Here is a 20,760-nt window from a genome sequence, read left to right on the forward strand (position 1 = left end):
GGCGGCTCGGTGGTGGCCCCGGAACGGTCGGTCAGCCCTTGAGGGAGCCGGCCGTCAGGCCGGTCATGATGTTGCGCTGGAAGATCAGGAAGATGACGAGGGTCGGCGCGGAGGCCATCGCGAGCGCGGCGATCAGGTGGTTCTCGGGAACGCCGCCGGCCAGCGAGTAGATGCCGACGTTGAGCGTTTGCAGGGCGGGGTCGGGGAGGGTGAGCATCGGCCAGAGGAAGTCCTTCCAGACGCCGACGATCGCGAAGATCGAGACGACGCCGAGGACGGGCCGGGACATCGGCAGGACCACCGAGCGCAGGATGCGCAGCGCGCTCGCGCCGTCGATGGCGGCGGCGTCGAGGATCTCCTTCGGGATGGAGTCGAAGAACCGCTTCAGCAGGAAGATGGAGAAGGCGTTGGTGACGGCCGGCAGCCAGATCACCCAGGGCGTGTTGAGCAGGTTGCGCTCGACGAGCGGCATGTCCAGGACGGTCAGGTACTGGGGGACGACCAGGACGGTGGCCGGGATCATCAGGGTCGCGAGCATCATGCCCAGCACGGCCCTGCCGAAGATCGGGCGCAGCCTGGACAGCGAGTAGGCGGCGGCCACGTCGAGGACGAGTTGGAAGGCGAGGGCGCCGAAGGCGTAGTAGAGGGTGTTGAGCAGCAGCCTCGCGAGGTCCATGACCTTCCAGACGGCCGTGAAGTTCGCCGTGTGCAGGGAGTCCGGCACCAGGGTCGGCGGGACCCGGGCGAACTCCTCGGTGCTCTTGAGGCCGTTCGCGGCCATCCAGTAGAGCGGGCCGAGGAAGACGAGGGTGAAGCCGGTGACGACCAGCACGAGGACGGTCCAGTAGAGGATCCTGCCCCGGGTGCGGCCGAGCCGGACGGGCGATATCAGGGTGCGCTCTGCCATGGGAGGGGCTCCTTGTCGGCGCTCGCGGTCGGCTCGCGGTCAGCTCTCGTTGTCGCGGCTGAGGCGGACGTAGAGGGCGGAGAAGCCGGCGAGGAGGACGAGCAGGCACAGGCCCAGGGCCGCGGCGCCGCCGTACTGGTTGAAGTTGAAGGCGTACTGGTAGATGAGGACGACGACGGTGGTGGTCGAGCCCTCGGGGCCGGCGCCGCCGGTCAGCAGGAACGGTTCGACGAACACCTGCATCGTCGCGATGACCTGCATCAGCAGCATCAACGAGAGGATCAGCTTGGTCTGCGGGATCGTGACGTGCCAGATCTTGCGCAGCAGGCCCGCCCCGTCGAGCTCCGCGGCCTCGTACAGCTCGCCGGGGATGCCCTGGAGGGCGGCCAGGTAGATCAGGGTCGCACCGCCCATGTTCATCCAGGTGGAGGCGATGACGACGGACAGCATCGCGGTGCCGGTGGACTGCAGCCAGTCCTGCGGGGGCAGGTGCAGGAATTCCAGCGCCCGGTTGAAGAGGCCGTACCCGGGGTCGTAGAAGTACTCGAACAGCAGGACCGAGGCCACCGGCGGCATCATCACCGGCAGGTAGACGAGCAGGCGCAGGTACCCGCGGGCGTGGCGCAGTTCGTTGAGGACGAGCGCGATCACGAAGGGGACCGCGAAGCCGAGGACCAGGGCCAGGCCCGTGAAGAGCAGGGTGTTGCGCCAGGCCTGCCAGAAGCTCGGGTCCCCGAAGACGTACGCGAAGTTGTCCCAGCCGACCCAGCGGGTGGTTCCGCCTTCCGTCTTCTGGAAGGCCAGCAGGAACTCCCGGACCATCGGGTACCAGGAGAAGAAGGCGAAGCACAGGACGGCACCGATCAGGAAGCCGTGGGCGGTGAGGTTCCGCTTGAGTGCCCGGCGGAACTCCGGGCGGGAGGCTCGGGGGAGGGTGGGGACCGGCATCGCCGCTCGCTCCTTGCTGGTCGTCGCTTCCGGGTACGGGAGGGGGCGGGCGGGGCCGGGGCAGGCAGGCCGCGCCGCCGCGGCCCGCCCGCGGGCCCTACTGGTTGCCCAGTACCTGGTTGACGGCCTTCTCGGCCTCGCCGAGGAGCTGCGCGGGATCGGCGTTCTTGTTGGTGAGGACCCCTGACATCACCTTGTCGAGCACCTTGTAGACCTCCTGGGCCTTCGGCGGCTCGGCCTTGCCGGGTACCGGGTTGTCCAGGAAGGTCTTGAAGTTGGCGACCGGCATGGTGGCGCTCGCAGCCTTCAGCCGGTCGTCCTCGGCCTTGCTCGCGCCGGTGAAGAAGGCGGGCTGCGGGAGGCCGACGGGCAGGCCGTCCGCCTTGCTGCGGTCGTACCGGAACTGCCCCTTGCCGACGGCGAGGGTCTTGAAGTTCAGCCAGGCCACGGCCGCCTTGACCTTGTCGGGCGAGCTGCCCTTCTTGATCATGTAGCCGTTCCCGCCGGCCAGGGTGGAGGCGCCGCCGGGGATCGGGCCCATGCCGAAGTTCTCGTACTTCGCGCCCAACTGCTGCACCATGTACGTGATGTCGTCGGGCGCGGCGAGGAACATGCCGAGCTTGTCGGAGGCCATCTGCTTCTGCAGGTCGCCCCACTTGAGCAGCTGGGTCCGGCCCATGCTTTCGTCCTCCCAGCGCATGGCGCGGAGGTTCTCGACGATCTGCTTGCCGGTGGCGTTGTTGAAGGCGGCCTTGCCGTCGGCGCCGACGATGTCGCCGCCCAGTCCGTACATGGTGGCCGTGTAGTGCCAGCCGCCCGTGTTCTCCACGCTGTACTCGCCGAAGCCCGCGGTGCCGTTGCCGAGCGCGGCGATCTTCTTCGCGGCGGCCCGGACCTCGTCCCAGGTACGGGGCGGGGAGTCGGGATCGAGGCCCGCGTCCCGGAACAGCTTGCGGTTGACCAGCAGGCCCATCGTGTAGTTGCTGGTGGGCAGCCCGTACAGCTTGCCGTCCTCCTTCAGGACGTCCAGGACGTTCTTGTCGATGTCGCCGAGGGCGGGCACCGAGGCGGGGGTGACGTACGCCGAGACGTCCGCGGCCGCGTCGTTGTCCAGCACCTGCTGGAGGTCGGTGAAGTAGGCGTAGAAGACGTCCGGTTGGGACTTGGCCTTGAGCATCGCCGTGAAGCGCGGGGGCTCCAGGCACTGCCCGGGGGTGGAGCGGCCGTCGATGGTGACGTTCGGGTAGGTCCTGTTGAACTCCGCCACGTCCTCCTTCCACTCCTTCAACTCCGCCGCCTTGGCCGCCGGCGGCATGCAGTCGATGGAGAGGGTGACCTTGGTCTTCGGGTCGAGCGGGGCGGAGGCGTCGGTGGAACCGCCGCTCGACCGCTCCTTCGGATCGTCGCCGCCGCTGCTCGTACCGCAGGCCGCGAGGGCGGTCACGGCGAACGCGGAGACGAGGGAGGCCGCGACGTTGCGGCGGACGTTGGTTCTCATCGGTGGTCCCCTTCGAGCTTCGGGCAGGAGGCGTGGGGGCGAGCGCGGCACACTCAACCACCGCCGACAGATGAACGCAATATCTCGCGCAGACTTCGCAAGAGATTGGCAGACCACTGCCGTTCCGGGGACGCAAAAAGGGCTCCGGAACGTCGATGGACGTTCCGGAGCCCTGGGCGCGGAGGGTGGGTCGGTGCGGTTACCCGCGCGGAGCCTTGGCCGTGGAGCCGCGGACCACCAGCTCCGGCTCGAAGAGCAACTCCCCCGGCTGCACCGCGGCGCCCTGGATCTGCGCGGTGAGCAGCTCGACCGCGGCCCGACCCATGGCCTCGATGGGCTGCCGGACGGTGGTCAACGGGGGCTCGGTGCAGTTCATGAACGCGGAGTCGTCGTAGCCCACCACGGAGACCTCGCCGGGGACGTCGAGACCCCTGCGACGGGCCGCCCGTACGGCCCCCAGGGCCAGCGGGTCACTCGCGCAGATGATGCCGGTGACACCGCGGTCCAGCAGGCGGGAGGTGGCCGCGTGCCCGCCCTCCAGGGAGAACAGGGTGCGTTCCACGTGCGCGGCCGGCAGCTCGGAACCGGCCGCCTCGGCGACGGCCCGGGCGGCGACCAGCTTGCGCAGCGAGGGGATGTGATCGGGCGGGCCCAGCACCAGGCCGATCCGCTCGTGCCCCAGGGAAGCCAGGTGGCGCCAGGCCTGCTCGACCGCGACGGCGTCGTCGCAGGCCACGCACGGGAAGCCGAGGTCCTCTATGGAGGCGTTGATCAACACCACCGGGACCTTGCGCTCCGACAGCAGCCGGTAGTGCTCGTGCGGGGCGTCGGCCTGCGCGAAAAGCCCTCCGGCGAAGACCACCCCGGAGACCTGCTGCTGGAGGAGGAGCTCCACGTAGTCGGCCTCGGAGACCCCGCCCGTGGTCTGCGTGCACAGTACGGGGGTGAGCCCCTGCTGGGCGAGGGCGCCGCCGATGACCTCGGCGAAGGCCGGGAAGATCGGGTTCTGGAGTTCCGGCAGCACCAGGCCGACCAGTCGCGCACGTTCGCCGCGCAGCTGGGTGGGGCGCTCGTATCCCAGCACGTCGAGGGCGGTGAGCACGGATTGGCGGGTCGCCTCCGAGACGCCCGGCTTGCCGTTGAGCACCCGGCTGACCGTTGCCTCGCTGACTCCCACCTTCTTCGCCACTTGAGCAAGTCGTCGCGTCATGAGCGCAAGAGTAGCGCAAGCGATGCAAGTTCCTTGCAGTTCGATTACAGCCAGTTTGGCGGGGGTCCGATGGCGCCGGACCGGACCCGAAAAGGGCCGGACGCCGCCCGGGACGTCCCGAGCGGCGCCGACCCCCTCGTACCCGGCCGCGCGGTTACGGCAGCCGGTCGATCCGGAACGTCGAGGTCGTGTTCCGGATGTCCACGGCGTTGTCGCCGGTCCTCAGGTTGTGAACGGTGACCGAGCCGACCGCCGGACCCTGGCCCGCCTCGGGCATCTCGTTCGCCCAGAGGCCGAACCCTGACTTCGCGTCGAAGGCGTCACCGCTCTTCCTCGCCCCGGTGATGGTGATGTCCCGCAGGACGGTGTCCTTGATGGGGTTCACCGGTTGGCCACCGACGTACTGCGTCTGGAACATGATGCCGCTGTACGTCGGGTCGACGATGTCGACGTTGTTGATCCGGATGCCCTGGAACACCTTCGAGGCGGAGAACAGCCAGATCCCCGGGAAGGTCTGCCCGCCCCAGAAGTGGCCGCCGGAACGGATGACGGAGATGTTCTCGAAGGTCGTCGGTTCCGTCCCGAACCCGTTCATCGGGTATCCGAAGTCCAGCGAGCTGATGGTGATGCCCGAATAGACGAGGGTGTCGGCGATGTGGATGTTGCGGAAGGTGTTGTCGAAGCCCCCGTAGACGGCCACCCCGGCGGCCCGCCAGGTCAGGATCGTGGTCAGGTTCTCGTAGACGTTGTTCTTCATGTCCGCGCCGCCCGCGTCGATCGCGGAGAACAGCGCGAAGCTGTCGTCGCCGGTCGCCCGCGCCTCGTTGTTGGTCACGAGGTTGTCGGTGCTGCCGTTGGTCATGTTGATGCCGTCGGCGAACATGTTGCGGATCCGCGAGTTCTTGATGGTGATCCGGTCGGTGTTGGCTCCCCAGTACAGGCACACCATGTGCTCGTTCCAGATGTTGTCGATGGTGATGTCGGAGACGCCCGCGAAGTCGAAGACCTTGCCCGGACCGTCGATGCGCGACGTGTAGTTGCCGAAGTAGGCGAAGCCCGAGAAGGACGAGCCCTTCGCGGTGCTGTCGGCCCGCCAGCCGATGTCGGTGTTGTCCTGCGCCGACGGGGCGTGGAAGCGGGTGAACCACGGTCCGGCGCCGACCACCCGCACGGCCTTCCCGTACACCTGGAACTTGCTCGCCGTCGCGTAGTCGCCCGGAGGCAGATAGACGCCGACGAGCTTCCCGCTGGGGTCCATCCGGACCTTGTCCAGGGCGTTCTGCACGTCCTGGTGGCCGAAGCCGGCGGGTACCGCGTAGGTCTGCGGGTCGGGGTTCGGGGCGGCCGTGGCCTGTTCCAGGCTGACGAAGTCGATCGCGTAGGTGGAGGTGTTGGCGGCGTCCTTCTGCAGCCGGATCCTGCTGCCCTTGGGGACGGTCTCGCCGAGCAGGACGTTCGCCTCGTCGTAGATGTGGCGCGGCGCCCCGGCACCGGGCGAGTTGCCCGGTGAGGCCTCGGCCCCGTACAGCCAGGCGTACTTGGAGGTCAGCGGCAGGGCCCTCTTGAAGACCCCGTCGACATGGAGGTTGATGGTGGAGTCGATGCCTCCACCGCCCGGGGCGTCCGGGATGGAGAAGCGGGTGACCAGCGTGTTCGTGGCGGCCCGGGTGGTGAACTCGACGTACTCGCCGGTCGCGTCGAGGCTGACGGCCTTGCGGCCCGAGGCTTCGCCGGCGATGTCGCCGATGGTGCGGTTGGGCCCGACCACCGTGGCCCCGCCCCCGGCGACGGCTTCCTCCGCCTCGTACGTGTCGAAGGGCATGTTCGCCCCACGGCCCACGAAGAACGGCCTGGTGGAGGTGTTGTTGCCGCGTTTGACCGGCAGTTCGGCCGCGTCGTCCGCGAGGACGACCTTGACCGAGTACTTGCCGTTCGCGGCCGGCCAGCTGCCGAGCGCGATCGGGGCCGTGGCCGCGCCGGCGGCGAGGGGCCCGTCGAAGGCCCCCGTCAGGGTGCGGACGGCGGCCCCGGTCGCGTCCTGGAGGGTGAGCGTGACCGCGTGCGGGCCGGGCGCCGAGGCGACCGTGCCCTGGTTGCGGACCGTCACGGCGAAGGCGACCGGCCGCCCCTCGGACGGAGCGGACGGCGACCAACTCACCTCGGAGGCCACCAGGTCGGAGCTGTCCACCCCGCGTACCACCAGCGCGGACCCGGTGAAGGAGTTGTTGCTGTCGTTCTGCTCCACCACGGTGTTCGCCTCGTCGACGACGGCGGCGAGCTGGTAGGTCCCCGCGTCGCGCGCGCCGATCCCGGCGCCGACGGTGGCGCTCGCCCCGGCGGCCAGCGCGGGCACGGCGGCCGTACCCGCCTTCGTGCCGCCGAGCGTGAAGGTCACGGCGGTGGCGGGGGCCGGGGCCGGACCGCTGTTCCTGACGGTGGCGGAGAGCGTGACCGGGTCCGACTCCACGGGGGCGGCCGGGGCAGCGCTCAGCGCCGTGACCTCCAGGTCCGGATTGGGAGCGGGCACCCCGATCACCTGGAACTCGGCGATCTGCCCGTTGGAGGAGCCGGTGTTGGAGGTGAAGCGCAACTGGACGTCGGCGACGCGGGCGCTCAGCGGGACGGTGACCGTGTTGCCGGACGCGGGGTCGAAGGCGTAGTCCTTCGCGGCGACCAGACCGGTGACGGCGGAGGCGCTCTGCTCCCGGCCGAGGACCTGGATGTTCTGGGTGCGGGCGCCCCAGCCACTGTCCGGGTTCAGTTTGAGGACGAGTCGCCGCAGATCCGCGTTGGCGCCCAGCTTGACCGTCAGCGTGCTCGGGTACGCCCCGGCGGCGCCCTCCCAGTAGGTGGCCGTGCTGTTGTCGTTGGCGTTCTCCGCGACGAAGGTGTGGATCACGGAGGAGCCGGTGACCGGTTTGCCGACGGCCAGGTTGGAACCGCCGCCCCCGGTGCCGTAGCGAGTGACGGAGTCGCTGTCGCCGGAGCGGTTGCCCGCGGCGTCCTTGGCGCGGACGACGTAGGTCACGGTGGCGGTGGCCGGCTGGGTGTCGGTCCAGGAGGTGGTGTTCCCCGCGACCGTCGTGCGCAGCACGTTGTTCGCGTACACCTCGTAGCCGCTGACCCCGACGTTGTCGGTGGCGGCCTGCCAGGACAGTGCGATCCGATCGGCGGCCTGTTCCGTCAGGGTGAGGGCGCCCGGGATGGTCGGGGCCTGGGTGTCACCGGTGTCGGCGGCCCGGGTCACGCTGTTGCTGTTGGGCGACTGGTTGCCGGCCGCGTCCCTGGCGCGGACGTGGTAGGTGATGGCGATCCCGGTGGGTTGCGTGTCGGTGTAGGTGGTCACGTCCCCGGCGACGCTCGTGCGCAGCTGGTTGTCGGCGTAGACGTCGTACCCGGTGACGCCGGTGTCGTCGGTCGCCGCCTTCCAGCTGAGCGCGATCCGCCCGGTAGCCGGTTCGGTGTACGCGAGCTCGGTGGGTGCCGTCGGAGCCGTGGTGTCACCCGTCCGGGGTCCGTATACCTCCAGCTCGGAGACCTGGCCGCCGGGTTGCTCGGTATTGGCGGAGATCCGGACGCGGAGGTATCGGGTGGTGGCCGCGTCGAAGGCGATGGTCACGGAGTTGCCGCCGGCCGCGTCGAACAGGTAGCCCTTCGAGGCGGTCAGGTCCGTGTGGTCGGCGCCGTTTACGCTGCCCTGGATCTTCAGGGTCTGGGTACGGGCGCCCCAGCCCCCGGGCAGTCGCAGCACCACGCGGTCGACGCGTACGGAGGAACCGAGGTCCACCTGGAGCCACTGGGGCAGCGCGCCGTTCTCGCTCTCCCAGTAGCTGGCGGTGTTCCCGTCGTTCGCGTTGGCCGGCAGGTAGGTCTGGGTGCTGCTGCTCGCGGTCAGGGTCCTGCCGCGCGCCAGGTCGAGCGACGACTCGTCCGGGGTGCGCACCTCCAGCTCGGAGAGCTGCGCGGCCGGCCGGCCGGTGTTGGCGGTGACGGCGATCCGTACGTACCGGCTCCGGGTGGCGGGGAAGGTGATGGTGACGATGTTCCCGTTGCCCGGCCCGAAGACGTACGCGGCCGACGCGACCAGGGTGCTGAAGCTCGTGCCGTCGCCGCTGCCCTGGACGGCCAGGGTCTGGGTGCGGCTCTCCCAGGACGCCGGCAGCTTCAGCACCACCTGGTCGACGCGGGTGGTGGCGCCGAGATCGGTCTGCAGCCACTGCGGAAACGTTCCACCTCCGCTCTCCCAGTAGGTGGACGGGTCGCCGTCGGTGGCGTGGGCGGCGGTGTGGGCGCCGTTGCTGCTGCTCGCCGCGGCGGGCCGGCCCGTCGCGATGCCCGGACCGCCCGCGGCCGCGGCGGTCAGGGCGGGCCAGCCCATGATCAACAGGGCGGTACTGAGGACGGCGGCCAGCGCCCGCCACCTCCAGGTGTGCCTTCTCATAGGTCCTCGTCCCTCGACATGAACTTCCGGAAGGGGGTGAGACAGGAATTTGCGTGTTGCCGTGCGAGAATTGCAGAGCCCTGCTCAACCGTCCACACCTCTGACCGCACTTCCGGCTCGCATCACTTGCGCAAGCTGGGCGTAAATAACGCAAGCGATTTGCGTGGACGAGGGAATTCCGCTGAGGCCGAAGGCGACCTACGGTGCTAGTCATGCGGTTCATCCCCACCAGCGCTCGGCGCCTCGGGCTGCCCAGACGGGCCGTCTCCCAGATCCTGCTGACCCAGCTGGCCCTCGCGGCCGGGGTCCTCGCGCTGGCCACCGGACTGTTCCTGGCACCGCTGAGCGCACAGCTGGACGACCAGGCCATGCGCCGCGCCCTGGCCATCGCCCAGAGCGCCGCGGCGGACCCGTCGCTGGCCGCCGACCTCCTGGTATCGGGCCCGGCGGCGGACACCCCGGTCCAGGCCGCGGCAGAACGGATCCGCCGGGCGACCGGAGCCGAGTACGTGGTCGTCCTCGACCTGAACGGCATCCGCCGCTCCCATCCGAGCACCGACCGCATCGGCCTGCCCGTGTCCACCGACCCCGCCGACGCGCTCGCCGGCCGTGAGGTGATGGAGATCGACGAGGGCACCCTGGGGCGCTCCGCCCGGGGCAAGGTGCCGCTCCTCGCCGCCGACGGGGAGATCGTCGGAGCGGTCTCGGTCGGCATCGCCTACGACAACGTCCGCGACCGGCTGGTCGGAGCCATCCCCGGCCTCCTCGCCTACGCCGGCGGCGCCCTGGCGGCCGGTGCGCTCGCCGCCTACCTGCTGTCCCGCAGGATCCACCGCCAGACCAGGGACCTGGCCTTCTCCGACATCGCCGGCCTCCTCGCGGAGCGCGAGGCGATGCTGCACTCCATCCGGGAGGGCGTCATCGCCCTAGACGGCAAGGGCCGGATCAGGCTGGTGAACGACGAGGCCGCCCGGCTGCTGGGCCTCACCCCGGACACCGCACACACCCTCGCCGGCCTCCCCCTCGACGAGGTCCTCGGCGCCGGCCGCACCACCGACGTCCTGTCCGGCCGCGTCACCGGCCGCGACCTCCTCGCCGTGCAGGGCCCCCGGGTCCTGGTCGCCAACCGGATGCCGACCTCGGACGGCGGCGCCGTCGCCACCCTGCGCGACCGCACCGAACTGGAACACCTCGGCCGCGAACTCGACTCCACCAAGGGCCTGATCGACGCCCTGCGCGCGCAGGACCACGAGCACGCCAACCGCCTGCACACCCTGCTCGGCCTGCTCGAACTGGGCCTGCACGAGGAAGCCGTCGAGTTCGTGACCGAGGTGGTGGGCGTGCACCGCACCACGGCCGAGCAGGTGACCGAGCGGGTCCACGACCCACTGCTGGCAGCCCTGCTGGTGGGCAAGGCGACGGTCGCGGCCGAGCGGGGCGTTCCGCTCCGGCTCGCCCCGACGGCCCTGCTCCCCGACCGTCTGGTGGATCCCGGCGGCCTCGTCACCATCCTCGGCAACCTGGTCGACAACGCCCTGGACGCGGCGGCGGGATCTGCCGCGCCACTGGTTGAGGTCGACATCCGCGCCGACGGCCGTACCGCCGTACTGCGGGTGCGCGACAGCGGACCGGGCGTTCCCGCCGGACACCGCGAGGAGGTCTTCACGGAGGGCTGGTCGACGAAGCAGCCCCGCGCCCACCGCGAGCGCGGTCTGGGCCTCGCCCTCGTACGCCGCCTCGCGGAGCGGCAGGGCGGCAGTGCTCGGGCCGGTGAAGCAGCGGACGGAGGGGCGGAGTTCTCCGTCGTACTCCCGGAGGCCCTGCGGTGAACGAGACCCCGATGCACGTATTGGTCGTCGACGACGACGTGCGTGTTGCCCTGATCAACGCCGCGTACGTGACGAAGGTTCCCGGGTTCCGGGTCGCCGCCCAGGTCCATTCGGCCGCCGAGGCACTGGAGTTCCTCACCGCCCACCCGGTGGACCTGGTCCTCCTCGACCACTACCTCCCGGACGAGAACGGGCTCGACCTGGTCCGCCGCCTGCGCCAGCTCGGCCACCACACCGACGTGATCATGGTCACCGCGGCCCGTGACCTGACCACCGTCCGGGCGGCCATGCGCCTCGGCGCCCTCCAGTACCTGGTCAAGCCCTTCACCTTCGCCGGCCTGCGCGGCAAGTTGGAGGCCTACGCCACCCTCCACCGCTCCCTGGCCGGTGGCGGCGAGGCCGAACAGGCCGAGGTGGACCGGATCTTCGGCGCGCTCGCCGCCGCCGGTACCCCCAACGAACTGCCCAAGGGCCACTCCCCCACCACGGCGGAACTGGTCCGCCAGGTCCTGCGCGCCGCCGAAGGCCCCCTGTCCACCCAGCAGGTCGCCGACCGGGCCGGGATCAGCCGCCAGACCGCCCAGCGCTACCTGAAGCTCCTCGACCGCGCCGGCCGCGTCACCCTCGCCCTGCGCTACGGCGAGACCGGCCGCCCGGAACACCGCTACGCCTGGCGGCCGCCCGGCGGGGTCTGACCGGATCGGGGGCCCGGCGGGGGCTCACACCGCCCCGGCCCCCGTCAGGGAGCGGACCTCCGTCTGGGCGTGCTTGCGCTCGTCCGGCTCCTCACCGGAGGTCACCGTGCCCAACCAGCCCGCCAGGAAGCCCAGCGGGATCGAGACGATCCCCGGGTTCTGCAGCGGGAAGTACTGGAAGTCCACGCCGGGGAAGAGGGATTCGGGGCTTCCCGAGACCACCGGCGACAGCGCCACCAGTAGGACCGAGGGAACCAGACCCCCGTACACCGACCAGACGGCCCCCCGCGTGGTGAACCCGCGCCAGAAGAGCGAGTACAGGAGCACCGGCAGGTTCGCCGAGGCGGCCACCGCGAAGGCGAGCCCCACCAGGAAGGCGACGTTCAGGTTCTGGGCGAGCAGACCCAGGCCGATGGCCACCGCGCCGATCCCGACCGCCGCCAGCCGCGCCACCGCCACCTCGCTGCGCTGCCTGGCGTGCCGGCGCTTGAGCGAGGCGTACAGGTCGTGCGCGACGGACGCCGACGAGGCCAGGGTGATCCCGGCGACCACGGCGAGGATGGTCGCGAAGGCGATGGCGGCCACGAACGCGAACAGCACGGCGCCTCCGGTGGACCCGGCGCCCCCGCCGAGGAAGGCGGCCAGCAGCGGTACGGCCGTGTTCCCCGAGGCGTTCGAGGCCCGCACCGCGTCGGGCCCCACGAGCGCGGCCGCGCCGAAGCCGAGCACGATGGTCATCAGGTAGAAGCCGCCGATCAGGCCGATCGCCCACACCACCGACCGGCGGGCGGCCCGCGCGGTGGGGACGGTGTAGAAGCGCGACAGGATGTGTGGCAGGCCCGCCGTCCCGAGGACCAGGGCGAGGCCCAGGCTCATGAAGTCGAAGCGGGAGGTCCAGTCGGCGCCGTACTTCAGGCCGGGACTCAGGAAGCGGCTCCCGTGCCCGCTGCGGTCGGCGGCGGTCGTGAGCAACTGGTCGAAGTTCCCGTGGAAGCGCAGCAGGACGAGGACCGTCAGGGTGACGGCACCACCCATCAGCAGCACGGCCTTCACGATCTGGATCCAGGTGGTGGCCCGCATGCCTCCGAAGGTCACGTAGACCACCATCAGCGCACCGACCCCGATCACGGTCAGGGTCCTGGCCCCGGGCCCGGAATCCCCGAGCAGCAGACCCACCAGGCTGCCCGCGCCGACCATCTGGGCGATCAGGTACAGCACCGAGACCACGACCGAGGAGGTTCCGGCGGCGATCCGTACGGGCCGCTCGGCCATACGTGCCGCGACCACGTCGGCCAGGGTGAAGCGCCCGCAGTTGCGCACCAGTTCGGCGACCAGGAAGAGGACCACGAGCCAGGCGACGAGGAAGCCGACCGAGTACAGAAGGCCGTCGTAACCGAAGAGGGCGATCAGCCCGGAGATGCCCAGGAACGACGCGGCGGACATGTAGTCGCCGGCGATGGCGAAACCGTTCTCCAGAGGGGAGAACAGCCGCCCGCCGGCGTAGAACTCCTCGGCGGAGCCGTGCCGGTTGCGGCTGACCCAGGTGGTGATGCCCAGGGTGACGGCGATGAACAGGCTGAACAGGATCAGCGCCAGGGTCTGGTGTTCGGTCGTCACCGGACCTCCCTCCGGGCCCGGTTCCGCTCCTGGTCGCGTTCCTGCTCGAAGACCGTCCACCGCAGGTCGAGCGCGGCCCGGTCCCGCCGCAGTCGGGCGTGCCGGGCGTAGGCCCAGGTCAGCAGGAAGGTGCTGAGGAACTGGCCGAGGCCCGCGACCAGGGCCACGTTGACCGCGCCCGCCACCGGTCGGGCCATCAGGTCGGGTGCCATCGTCGCCGCGATCACATAGGCGACGTACCAGAGGAAGAAGCCGACGGTCGCCGGGACGACGAACCTCCGGTAGCGGCTGCGGACCTCCTGGAAGGCGGCGCTGCGCTGCACTTCCAGGTAGATGTCGGATGCGCCGGGCGCGGGCCGGCCCCCGGGGACCTCGCGTGGAGGGACCGTTTCCTCGACCTCGCCCCAACCCACGGCGAGCGCGTCGTACCAGGGGTCGTCCAGCCGGATCGTTCCGGCATCGCGACCATCGTGCTTGTCCACCGAACTCTCCTTGTCCGCTGCCGCATTGGCCGCGTGCCCACAAGGATGTGCGGAATGAACGCTTTCCGGACTGGTGTCCCGGTGCTCTTCACTCCTTCAGGTGATGGAGTGAAGAGCACCGGTGTGCCGTGGCGCCGAAGGGTGTCCGCCCGTCAGGCGTCGATGCGCGAACGGTCCAGGGTCGCCGCCGAGCTGGTGATGAACTCCTTGCGCGGAGCCACCTCGTTGCCCATGAGCAGGTCGAAGACCTGCTCAGCGCCGTCCAGGTCACCGATGTTGATCCGGCGCAGCGTACGGAAGCGGGGGTCCATGGTGGTCTCCGCGAGCTGGTCGGCGTCCATCTCACCGAGGCCCTTGTAGCGCTGGATGGAGTCCTTGTACCGGATGTTCTTGCGCTGGTACTCCAGGAGGGTCTGGCGCAGCTCGTTGTCCGAGTACGTGTAGACGTACTTGTCCTGGCCTCGCTTCGGCTGGACGAGCTCGATCCGGTGCAGCGGCGGCACGGCCGCGAACACCCGGCCCGCCTCGACCATCGGCCGCATGTACCGCTGGAAGAGCGTGAGCAGCAGGCAGCGGATGTGCGCGCCGTCCACATCGGCGTCGACGAGCAGGACGATCTTGCCGTAGCGGGCGGCGTCGAGGTCGAAGGTGCGGCCCGAGCCGGCTCCTATGACCTGGATGATCGCGCCGCACTCGGCGTTCTTGAGCATGTCCGAGACCGACGACTTCTGGACGTTGAGGATCTTGCCCCGGATGGGCAGCAGCGCCTGGAACTCCGAGTTCCGGGCGAGCTTGGCCGTACCGAGGGCCGAGTCCCCCTCGACGATGAAGAGCTCGCTGCGGTCCACGTCGTCACTGCGGCAGTCGGCCAGCTTGGCCGGCAGCGAGGAGGACTCCAGCGCGGTCTTGCGGCGCTGCGCCTCCTTGTGCTGACGGGCCGCGATCCGGGTCCGGGCGGCCGCGACGATCTTCTCCATCACGGAGCGCGCCTGCTGCTTGTCGTCGCGCTTGGTGGAGGTCAGGAAGGTCTTGAGCTCCTTGGCCACGACGGCGGCGACGATCCGGGTGGCCGCCGAGGTGCCGAGCACCTCCTTGGTCTGGCCCTCGAACTGCGGCTCGGCGAGGCGGACGGTGACGACGGCGGTCATGCCCTCCATCGCGTCGTCCTTGACCACGTCGTCCTCTGCGACGCGCAGCAGCTTCGCCGAGCGCAGGACCTCGTTCACGGTCTTGGCGACCGAGCGCTCGAAGCCGGAGACGTGGGTGCCGCCCTTGGGGGTGGCGATGATGTTGACGAAGGACTTGACGTTGGTCTCGTAGCCCGTGCCCCAGCGCAGGGCGATGTCGACGCCCAGTTCGCGGGTGACCTCGGTCGGGGTCATGTGACCGCGGTCGTCGAGGACCGGGACGGTCTCCTTGAAGGTGCCCGTGCCGGTCAGGCGCAGCACGTCGCACACGCCCTTGTCCTGGGCCAGGTACTCGCAGAACTCGCTGATGCCCCCGTCGAAGCGGAAGGTCTCCTCGGTCTTGCCCGCACCTTCCAGGGCGCGCTCGTCGCGGACGACGAGGGTCAGGCCGGGCACGAGGAAGGCGGTCTGGCGGGCGCGCTGGTAGAGCGTCTCCAGGTTGAGCCGGGCGTCCTTGAGGAAGATCTGGCGGTCGGCCCAGTAGCGGACGCGGGTTCCGGTCTTGCCCTTGGCGATCCGCTTGACCTTCCGCAGGGCGTGGTCGGGGTCGAAGGGGCCGTCGGGACCCTGCTCGGTGAACATGCCGGGGACGCCGCGACGGAAGCTGATCGCGTGCGTCGAGCTGCTCCGGTCGACCTCGACGTCGAGGCGGGCCGACAGGGCGTTGACGACGGAGGCACCGACGCCGTGCAGGCCGCCGGAGGCCGCGTACGACCCGCCGCCGAACTTGCCGCCGGCGTGCAGCTTGGTCATGACGACCTCGACCCCGGAGAGGCCGGTCTTGGGCTCCACGTCGACGGGGATGCCGCGGCCGTTGTCCCGGACCTCGACCGAGGCGTCCTCGTGGAGGATCACCTCGATGTGGTCGCAGTACCCGCCCAGGGCCTCATCGACGGAATTGTCGATGATCTCCCAGAGGCAGTGCATCAGGCCTCGACTGTCGGTGGAGCCGATATACATCCCGGGGCGCTTGCGAACGGCCTCAAGGCCTTCGAGGACGAGCAGGTGCCGCGCGGTGTAGTTGGAACCGTCCCGGTCTGCTCCGGACAGCAGCGCGCTGGAAGGCACGGACGTGTCGGCGGTCACGCAGTTCGCTCCTCGCTGAATTTCTTTTCTGGCCCGGTCGGGCGCAGGGATGGCACGGGTGCCTGTCCGAGGGTACCGAGGCCTGGTAGAGCCGATGCAACGCCACCCTCTCGCGTTCCTCAGCCTAGTGCAGATCCGCACGGGTGTTCGATCCCCCGGGAGGGTGAAGCAAACATCACGTTCCCTTCGAGGCATGAACCATTTAGTGTTCGGGCACGTCCTCATGAACAACCGGCGCTCGTGCCGGGGAGGACGGGAACTGCTACAAGCGAACGACTGACAACGCGAAACCGTAAAGCAACGCAATACGGCTCCTTCGCCGCCAACCGGCAACAGCCGGCCAGCTTCGGAAGGAAGTTTCGAGGAAAAGCCGCGAGCGGGAACGTTTTCGGCCTGGTTGGATGTTGACCCTGGTACGACAGCTCGTCGAGCTAGAGAAGAGGCGACGTGACTACTGTTCTGACACCCGCGACCCCGCTGACGGCCGCTGACCGATGCGACCGCTGCGGCGCCCAGGCATATCTGCGCGTCGTCCTCCTGAGCGGTGGTGAACTGCTCTTCTGCGCCCACCACGGGCGCAAGTTCGAGCCGGAACTCAAGAAGATCGCCGCGGAAATACAGGATGAGACCGAGCGGCTTACGTCCGCTCCGGCGGCCGCTGCCGCCGACACCGAGGACCGCTGACACTTAGGCCTGCACCTCGCATCCGACGAGCAAGGACCGGCCCAGGCCGGTCGACGGCCCGCATCCCTGAGACCCAGGGACGCGGGCCGTCCTCATGTCCGGGCCGTCCTTTCCGACCTCCGGACGCTCCCCTCGCCCCACACACCCCGCCAGGGGGCCGTGAGTGGCGCCTGTAGGCCGTCCCGGCACCCCCGGGGTGTCCTCACACCGCGCCGGAGCGTGCGCCCCTCTGCGGGCCGCTCACGAACGCGACCAACGGGGCGACCCGGGTGTAGACGCCGGGGCTGTCCGCCCGCCCGCAGCCGCGCCCCCAGGACACCAGGCCGATGAGGCGTCCGCGGGCCACCAGCGGACCGCCGCTGTCCCCCTGGCAGGCGTCCTTGCCACCGTCGGGGTCGCCCGCGCACACCATGGAGTCGGCCCGGTACTGGCCGTCCCGGTCCCCGGGGTACGCCCGCCGGCAGGTGTCGTCGTCCAGCACGGTGACCGGCGCCGCCCGCAGCCCGTACGCGTAGTCGCCGAACCCGCTCGTGTCGCCCCAGCCGTACACGGTCGCCTCGGTCCCGGGGGCGTAGGCGGCGTCGCCCGCGCCGGCCATGGGGAGCACGTGGTCGGCGGGTACGGCCTCGGCCAGTTCCAGGACGGCCAGGTCCCCCGCGTTGCTCGCCGGGTCGTAGTCCGGGTTGACCCGGGCCGCGCGCACCGCGATCTCCCGGCCGTCGGCCGCGCGCAGCTCCGTGCGCCCGGTGATCACCCGGAAGTCGGCGACGGCTTCGACGGGGCCGCCCAGCACCTGGCTGCCCAGGCAGTGGGCGGCCGTCACGACCGTGGTGGGGGCGACGACGACTCCCCCGCAGAACTGTCCGTCACGGGTACCCCCGAACCGGTCACGACTGGCGAGGGCCACCACCCAGGGGTTGTCGCCCGAGGTCACGGGCTTCCCGCCTATGACCACGCTGTCCGCGGCCGCCCGGGGCGCCTGGGTGAGCGGCCCTGCGGCCGCTCCCGTCACCAGCGTCAGCGCACCCGCCAGGGCGCGGGCAAAGGGACGACGCATGAGGCCTCCTGACTCCGAGTGTGTATGACTCCACCCAGAGTGGTGTGCCCGGTGGCCGTGCGCACCCGCGCGGACACCGGCGTACGCCCCTCGGGACCGGTCCGACACCGGACCGGTCCCGAGGGGTTCCCGCCACGAACCGGTCAGTCCAGGTAGTCGCGCAGCACCTGGGAGCGGGAGGGGTGCCGCAGCTTCGACATGGTCTTGGACTCGATCTGCCGGATGCGCTCGCGGGTGACGCCGTAGACCTTGCCGATCTCGTCGAGGGTCTTCGGCTGGCCGTCGGTGAGGCCGAAGCGCATCGAGACCACACCGGCCTCGCGCTCGCTCAGCGTGTCGAGGACGGAGTGCAGCTGCTCCTGCAGGAGCGTGAAGCTCACGGCGTCGGCCGGAACGACGGCCTCGGAGTCCTCGATCAGGTCGCCGAACTCGCTGTCGCCGTCCTCGCCGAGCGGGGTGTGCAGGGAGATCGGCTCGCGGCCGTACTTCTGGACCTCGATGACCTTCTCGGGGGTCATGTCGAGTTCCTTGGCCAGCTCCTCCGGGGTGGGCTCGCGGCCCAGGTCCTGGAGCATCTGGCGCTGCACGCGGGCGAGCTTGTTGATCACTTCGACCATGTGCACCGGGATGCGGATGGTGCGGGCCTGGTCGGCCATGGCGCGGGTGATCGCCTGCCTGATCCACCACGTGGCGTACGTGGAGAACTTGTAGCCCTTGGTGTAGTCGAACTTCTCCACCGCGCGGATCAGACCCAGGTTGCCCTCCTGGATCAGGTCCAGGAAGAGCATGCCGCGGCCGGTGTAGCGCTTGGCCAGGGAGACCACGAGACGGAGGTTGGCCTCCAGCAGGTGGTTCTTGGCGCGGCGGCCGTCCTCGGCGATGATCTCCAGCTCGCGCTTGAGCTTGGGCGCGAGCTTGTCGGAGTTCGCCAGCTTGTCCTCGGCGAAGAGGCCGGCCTCGATGCGCTTGGCCAGCTCGACCTCCTGCTCGGCGTTGAGGAGGGGTACCTTGCCGATCTGCTTGAGGTAGTCCTTGACGGGGTCCGCGGTGGCGCCGGCGACGACGACCTGCTGGGCGGGGGCGTCGTCCTCGTCGTCGGAGATGACGAAGCCCTTGTTCTCCCCGCTCTCCTCCTCCTCGTCCGCCTCGCCCTTCGCGGCTTCGGGCCCCTCCTCGGTGGTCTCCCCGTCGCCCTCGTCGGAGTCCTTCTTGCCCGCGGTCTTCTTCGCCGCCGTCTTCTTGGCCGCGGTCTTCTTCGCGGGCGCGGCCTTCTTGGCAGCCGTCTTCCTCGCCGCGGTCTTCTTCGCGACGGGTTCGGTTCCGGGATCGGCGGCGACCGCGTCGGCGGAGGGGTCCGTCGCCACCGCCTCGGCCGGTCCGGCCTCGTCGGCCACGGTGCGGGCCGTCGTCGTCGACGCGACGGTCTTGGTCGCGGTCCGCTTCGCGGGGCTCTTGGCCGCGACGCTCTTGCGGACCGTGCGCTTGGGCGACTCCGCGGCACTGACCATCAGCGTCACACCCTCTTCCTCGAGGATCTGGTTGAGGCTGCGCAGAACATTCTTCCACTGGGTCGCAGGAATCTGGTCAGCCTCGAAGGCCCGACGCACGTCATCGCCGGCGATCTGCCCCTCGGCCTTGCCTCGCTCGATGAGCGCCATCACAGACTCGGAATCGGCGATCTCCGACGGGAGCGTACGGGATGTGCTGGCCGACACGAACAACCTCTCGGAACGATGGAAACGGCTTCCGACCCCGGCCTGGTGCTGGACCGGAGCCGACGACCACCGACTGGGGATGGGCCGGGGGCGCGGGCAGGGGCCGGGGAGCTGCACAGCATCCCCAAGGGCTGCTGTCTTCCCTCCGTCGGCCATCACCTCTTACGTCATCGCGTGACGTCGCGGAGCGTTACGCCCCATCTTGGTGGCCAGGGTCACACCAAGACCGGTCCGACACCGTTCGTACGGTCACACAAACGCGCCCGGGGGCTGCGAACGACCCCCGGACGCCGGTGTCGCCGGACCCGAAACGGGCCCGGCGACCGGTGCTGCACCCCCGCGCCCCCGCGCCCCCGCGCGTCGGCGCGTCAGTGCTCGCGCGGGGCGGGAACCACGCGCTCGACCTCCGGATGCACCGTCAGGAGCTGGCGCATGGCGTTCTCGGCTCCCATGGAGTCACCGGCGGCGAGGGCCTCGACCATCCGCGCGTGGTGCGCCACGCAGGTCTCGCTCGGGCGGTCGCAGGCGGTGACGGGGCTGCCGGAAACCTGGAGGGCCGCGGAGACGATGCCGGAGAGGTGTTCCAGCATGCGGTTGCCGGCGACCTGGATCAGCAGGGAGTGGAACTCGTGGTCGGCGCGGCCGAAGGTGATCACATCCCCCTGGCCGAGGGCGTGGCCCATGATCTCGACCATGTCGGCGAGGCGCTGCTGGACGTCGGGGCGACCGTGGCCGGCGGCGAGGCGGGCGGCGAGCGGCTCGATCGTCAGGCGGAGCTCGCCCAGCTCGCGGCGCTGGTCGTCCCGCTGGGGCCCGAAGGCGCGCCATTCGATGATGTCCGGGTCGAGGAGGTTCCAGTCGGCGACGGGGCGGACCCGGGTGCCCACGTTCGGACGGGCGCTGACGAGGCCCTTGGCCTCCAGGACCCGCAGGGACTCCCGGACGACGGTGCGGGAGACCTCGAAACGCTGGCCGATCTCCTCGGGAACCAGCGGGCGGTCGGCGCCGAGGTCACCGGAAACGATCATCTGGCCCAGCTGCTGGACGAGTTGGCCGTGCAGGCCGCGGCCACGGCTACCGGCGGCGCGGCGGCCGACACGGCTCAACTCGACGTCGGCGCCGTCCCAGTGGGGAGGTCCGACCCGGTCGGACCCGGAGGTCTCCGCGTAGGGGTAGCGGTCGAGTTCGCCCGAGCCGGCGAGGCCGGTGTCGGCATGGCGGGCGGCGGTCATCATGGTGTGCGCAAGGGTACTCACGAATCCTTTGTCGGTCGTGCCTCCTTCACCCTTGAGGTCTTTGGTGAAAAGCACACGAAAGGGTGATCGGTGCCACCTACGCAATTGACGACTTATCGTAAAGAACCGGGCCTTTCGCGGGGAGTTGTGATCCGCTTCACGTGATTTC

At 70.2% G+C, this 20,760-nt stretch carries 14 protein-coding genes; 3 read left to right on the plus strand and 11 right to left on the minus strand.

The genetic code is table 11. The features are described 5' to 3' along the window. Positions 1 to 31: 31 nt before the first annotated feature. From NOD94_RS06945 to NOD94_RS06965, 5 genes are all read right to left on the minus strand, one after another. Positions 32 to 907: a carbohydrate ABC transporter permease gene (locus NOD94_RS06945; protein ID WP_281204839.1), complete on the minus strand. Its 876-nt coding sequence runs from the start codon at positions 905 to 907 to the stop codon at positions 32 to 34. A 39-nt stretch (positions 908 to 946) separates the two neighbouring features. Beyond that, the gene (locus NOD94_RS06950; RefSeq protein WP_281204840.1) at positions 947 to 1,855 is read right to left on the minus strand and encodes a sugar ABC transporter permease; all 909 of its coding nucleotides are present in this window, start codon (positions 1,853 to 1,855) and stop codon (positions 947 to 949) included. A 97-nt stretch (positions 1,856 to 1,952) separates the two neighbouring features. Beyond that, positions 1,953 to 3,353: an extracellular solute-binding protein gene (locus NOD94_RS06955; RefSeq protein WP_281204841.1), complete on the minus strand. Its 1,401-nt coding sequence runs from the start codon at positions 3,351 to 3,353 to the stop codon at positions 1,953 to 1,955. Positions 3,354 to 3,552: 199 nt separating this feature from the next. Continuing rightward, positions 3,553 to 4,563 carry a LacI family DNA-binding transcriptional regulator gene (locus tag NOD94_RS06960; RefSeq protein ID WP_281204842.1) on the minus strand — a complete coding sequence of 337 codons (1,011 nt, stop codon included), beginning with the start codon at positions 4,561 to 4,563 and terminating at the stop codon, positions 3,553 to 3,555. A 154-nt stretch (positions 4,564 to 4,717) separates the two neighbouring features. After that, complete coding sequence (locus tag NOD94_RS06965; RefSeq protein ID WP_281204843.1) at positions 4,718 to 9,004, minus strand: discoidin domain-containing protein; 4,287 nt, start codon at positions 9,002 to 9,004, stop codon at positions 4,718 to 4,720. Positions 9,005 to 9,216: 212 nt separating this feature from the next. Between NOD94_RS06965 and NOD94_RS06970 the strand changes: the two genes are divergently transcribed. Continuing rightward, positions 9,217 to 10,833 (plus strand): ATP-binding protein, encoded by a 1,617-nt coding sequence (locus NOD94_RS06970; protein WP_281204844.1) that lies wholly within the window; start codon positions 9,217 to 9,219, stop codon positions 10,831 to 10,833. Positions 10,834 to 10,844: 11 nt separating this feature from the next. Continuing rightward, a complete protein-coding gene (locus NOD94_RS06975) occupies positions 10,845 to 11,528 on the plus strand; it encodes a response regulator (protein ID WP_281204892.1) in 684 nt (227 codons plus the stop codon). A gap of 24 nt (positions 11,529 to 11,552) precedes the next feature. Here the strand turns inward: NOD94_RS06975 and NOD94_RS06980 are convergent, their stop codons facing one another. The 3 genes from NOD94_RS06980 to NOD94_RS06990 all read right to left on the minus strand — a co-directional run bounded on the left by NOD94_RS06980 (position 11,553) and on the right by NOD94_RS06990 (position 15,900). Continuing rightward, positions 11,553 to 13,145, minus strand: a complete 1,593-nt coding sequence (locus tag NOD94_RS06980; protein ID WP_281204845.1) for a cation acetate symporter — start codon at positions 13,143 to 13,145, stop codon at positions 11,553 to 11,555. Next, the gene (locus NOD94_RS06985; protein WP_281204846.1) at positions 13,142 to 13,627 is read right to left on the minus strand and encodes a DUF485 domain-containing protein; all 486 of its coding nucleotides are present in this window, start codon (positions 13,625 to 13,627) and stop codon (positions 13,142 to 13,144) included. The genes NOD94_RS06980 and NOD94_RS06985 overlap by 4 nt, the downstream gene beginning before the upstream one ends. A 152-nt stretch (positions 13,628 to 13,779) precedes the next feature. Then, positions 13,780 to 15,900: a DNA topoisomerase IV subunit B gene (locus tag NOD94_RS06990; RefSeq protein WP_281204847.1), complete on the minus strand. Its 2,121-nt coding sequence runs from the start codon at positions 15,898 to 15,900 to the stop codon at positions 13,780 to 13,782. A 447-nt stretch (positions 15,901 to 16,347) separates the two neighbouring features. Here NOD94_RS06990 and NOD94_RS06995 point away from each other — a divergent pair, with 447 nt between their 5' ends. Beyond that, a complete protein-coding gene (locus tag NOD94_RS06995) occupies positions 16,348 to 16,584 on the plus strand; it encodes a hypothetical protein (RefSeq protein WP_266573543.1) in 237 nt (78 codons plus the stop codon). A 202-nt stretch (positions 16,585 to 16,786) separates the two neighbouring features. On the opposite strand, the gene NOD94_RS07000 is transcribed toward NOD94_RS06995, so the two are convergent. The 3 genes from NOD94_RS07000 to NOD94_RS07010 all read right to left on the minus strand — a co-directional run bounded on the left by NOD94_RS07000 (position 16,787) and on the right by NOD94_RS07010 (position 20,666). After that, positions 16,787 to 17,641, minus strand: a complete 855-nt coding sequence (locus NOD94_RS07000) for a serine protease (protein ID WP_281204848.1) — start codon at positions 17,639 to 17,641, stop codon at positions 16,787 to 16,789. 143 nt (positions 17,642 to 17,784) lie between these two features. Continuing rightward, on the minus strand, positions 17,785 to 19,356 hold the full coding sequence (locus NOD94_RS07005; RefSeq protein WP_281204849.1) for an RNA polymerase sigma factor: 1,572 nt from the start codon (positions 19,354 to 19,356) through the stop codon (positions 17,785 to 17,787). Positions 19,357 to 19,724: 368 nt separating this feature from the next. After that, on the minus strand, positions 19,725 to 20,666 hold the full coding sequence (locus tag NOD94_RS07010) for a FadR/GntR family transcriptional regulator (protein ID WP_281204850.1): 942 nt from the start codon (positions 20,664 to 20,666) through the stop codon (positions 19,725 to 19,727). Positions 20,667 to 20,760: the final 94 nt, after the last annotated feature.

Origin of the sequence: Streptomyces sp. Isolate_45 (genome assembly GCF_024721315.2) — a bacterium.
Lineage (GTDB): Bacteria > Actinomycetota > Actinomycetes > Streptomycetales > Streptomycetaceae > Streptomyces.

Coding starts and splice junctions, on each gene's coding strand:
- NOD94_RS06945 (WP_281204839.1), bottom strand. CDS start 907: ATGGCAGAGCGCACCCTGATATCGCCCGTCCGGCTCGGCCGCACCCGG.
- NOD94_RS06950 (WP_281204840.1), bottom strand. CDS start 1,855: ATGCCGGTCCCCACCCTCCCCCGAGCCTCCCGCCCGGAGTTCCGCCGG.
- NOD94_RS06955 (WP_281204841.1), bottom strand. CDS start 3,353: ATGAGAACCAACGTCCGCCGCAACGTCGCGGCCTCCCTCGTCTCCGCG.
- NOD94_RS06960 (WP_281204842.1), bottom strand. CDS start 4,563: ATGACGCGACGACTTGCTCAAGTGGCGAAGAAGGTGGGAGTCAGCGAG.
- NOD94_RS06965 (WP_281204843.1), bottom strand. CDS start 9,004: ATGAGAAGGCACACCTGGAGGTGGCGGGCGCTGGCCGCCGTCCTCAGT.
- NOD94_RS06970 (WP_281204844.1), top strand. CDS start 9,217: ATGCGGTTCATCCCCACCAGCGCTCGGCGCCTCGGGCTGCCCAGACGG.
- NOD94_RS06975 (WP_281204892.1), top strand. CDS start 10,845: ATGCACGTATTGGTCGTCGACGACGACGTGCGTGTTGCCCTGATCAAC.
- NOD94_RS07000 (WP_281204848.1), bottom strand. CDS start 17,641: ATGCGTCGTCCCTTTGCCCGCGCCCTGGCGGGTGCGCTGACGCTGGTG.